The 2,589-nt window shown below is 72.7% G+C and carries 1 protein-coding gene; it reads right to left on the reverse strand.

Features of this window, described 5'->3' with window-relative positions:
• A partial coding sequence (locus tag G7A99_RS13140; protein ID WP_163140815.1) for a hypothetical protein occupies positions 1-2,589 on the reverse strand: 2,589 nt, incomplete at both ends.

Below are 2,589 nucleotides of genomic sequence, written 5' to 3' on the forward strand. Positions count from 1 at the left end.
TTCCCAGATTGCCGTCGGAGGCGACGTGGGCACCGCCGTCGATGGCGGCGGTCACGTCGGCGTCGAGGATGTTCACCGCCAGCGAACCGGCGATCCCCGCCTTGCCTCCGCCGCCGAGACCCACCGCCGCGCTGCGGATTGTCTGGTCCGCCAGTGCGTCGATGGTGATCCGCCCCGCGCCGAGCCCCTGCACGTCGCCCTGATCGTCCAGGGCGGCGCCGGTGATGGTCGCCGTGGTGGCGGTATCGATCCGGTTGACCGTGGATGCCTGGCCACCGCCGAGGGTCGATCCGAGCCCGGCGGAGATGGCGTAGGCGTAGACGGAGGAGGTGTCGTCGGCGTCGACGTCCAGGGTGCCGGCATCGCCGTGGACGCGCCTGACGGTGACGGTGTTCGCCGAGGCGATACTGCCGCTGGCGGCGGCACCGGCGACCGCGGCCTTGTTGGCGACCGCACCGGCAACGCCGAGACCGTAGACGGTGCCACTCGAGATCGAGGACAGCGTGGCGGTGCCGGCGACATCCAGGCCGGTGTCGATGAGATCGACGCTGCGGGTCTGCGCGATGGTGCCCACGGCGGCGCCGCCGCCCACGGCCAACGAACCGCTGCCGTTGAGGTTGCCCGCCAGCGTGGCGATACGGCTGGCACCGCCGGTGTCGTCGACGGCGCCGTCCCTGACGCGGGCATTCAGGGTGCCCGCGCTCAGCGTGCCGCCCTCGACGTGCACGCCGGCACTGTCCTTGATGCGGTTGAACGACGCGGCTCCCCCGGCCGCGACCTTCTGCGCGGCCTGGCCGCCGACCGCCAGGGAGACGATCTCGTTGATGGCCGCGGAGTCCAGGGTGAGGGTGCCGTCTCCGGCGTCGATGGCGCTGTCCTCGACCCGGGTCTCGCGCGTGCCGTCGGTGAGGTTGATGGACACCGCCCCGCCCACCGCGGCCTTCCCGGAGGCCAGGACGCTGCCCGCCGCGGACCAGATGCTGCTGCCGCTGTCGGGCTGGGCGGTGGTGAAGGTCACATCCTCGGCGGTGATGCCGGCATCCCGCACCGTGGTCTTCACCGAGCCGCCGATACGGTTGTAGCTCAGTGCACCGCCGATGGCGGCACTCTTGGACACCGCGCCGCTGACCGCCCCCGCACGGATGGCCTCGCTGCGGTCCGCGTCCACCGTCAGCCCGCCGCCGGCGTCAAGGTCGGCGTACTCCAGACCGGCATCGACGCTGCCGGCGACGTCTGTCACGCCGATCGCCGCGCCGGTAGCGGCCTTGCTCGCGGCGGAAAACGCCCCGGAAAAGGCGTAGTAGCCGCCGCTGTGGCTGGCACCGATATCCGCGTCGCCGGTCGAGGCGTCCAGGCGGGCGCCATCGGCATCACCCACCAGGGCCGTCACCGTGCCGCGCTCCACCAGCGCGGTCGCCGAGCCGAGGACGGCGGCGGATTTCGAGCCACCGGCACCGGCCGCCACGCCCACCGTCTCGACACCGTTGACCGCGGAGACATCCAGTCCCCCGCTGAGCGTCAGCCCGTGACCGCCGCCGGGTGCGGCAAGGCCGCTGACGGTCGCGGTGTAGTCGGAGCCGCTGTAGATCACGCCGGCGGAGCCGCCACCGGACGCCTTGCCGCCGGCCGCGAGGTTGCCGGCAATCCCGATGACGAACTCGCCGGCGAGCGAGGCATCGAACAGCGACTGGGACTCGGCGGTACTGTCGTCCTCGCGCAGGTCCTCCTTCTCGGTCTCCACGGTGGTGTCGAGGTCGCCGAGCGTCGCGCCGGTGAAATCCAGCCCTGCGCCGTCGAGGCTGTCGCCGGCGGCATCGGCGAACAGCGGATCGAAATCGTCCATTCCGGTGACGCTGTGGGCGGCGACGTCGAGGGTCGCCGCGTCGACGTGGGTGCTGCCCCCGCCGTCCACCCGGGCGGTCACGCTGTTGCCAAGGTAGACCATGGTCCCGGAGCCGGACAGCGCGGCCCCCTGCGCCCCGGAAACCGCCGCCCCCAGGGCGCCGGCGAGCACCCGGGAGCGGCTCGCGGCCTCCACCGTCACGTCGTCCGCTCCGGTCACCGTGGTGCCGTCCAGCGCCGCGATCAGGCTGTTGGCGACCGTGCCCACCGTGAGCGCACCGCCGGCGCTGGCCCCCCGGCCACCGGTATTGCCCGCCAGGGCGCCACCGCCCAGGAGGCTGCGCGTGCGGTCATAGGCGCGGACGTTCACATCGTTTGCCGTATTCCCGTCATCCGCCAGGGTGAGGCTGCTGGCGGTCACGGCGGCCTCGGTGGTCTGCCCGTTCACGCCGACGGAGCCGGACATCGCCACCGAGAGGCTGTCGGACTGGCTGGTATCCACCGCGAGACCGGCGCCGAAGGCCACGTGGTCGCCACCGGAGATGGCGGCGACATCCAGCCCGCCGAGGGCGTCGGCGGAGATGCCGCTCACGGTTGCCCGGGTGCTGCCCCGGATCCAGTCGAAGGCCAGCGCACCGGACAGCGCCGAGCTGAACTTGTCGCGCTTGCCGCCCCCCATGGTGATGGCGCCGGCGCCGGAACCGCTGTACTGCTGGATCTGGCTGAGCGCCGCCACGTCGACGTCCG

This window comes from Arhodomonas sp. KWT (assembly GCF_010993615.1).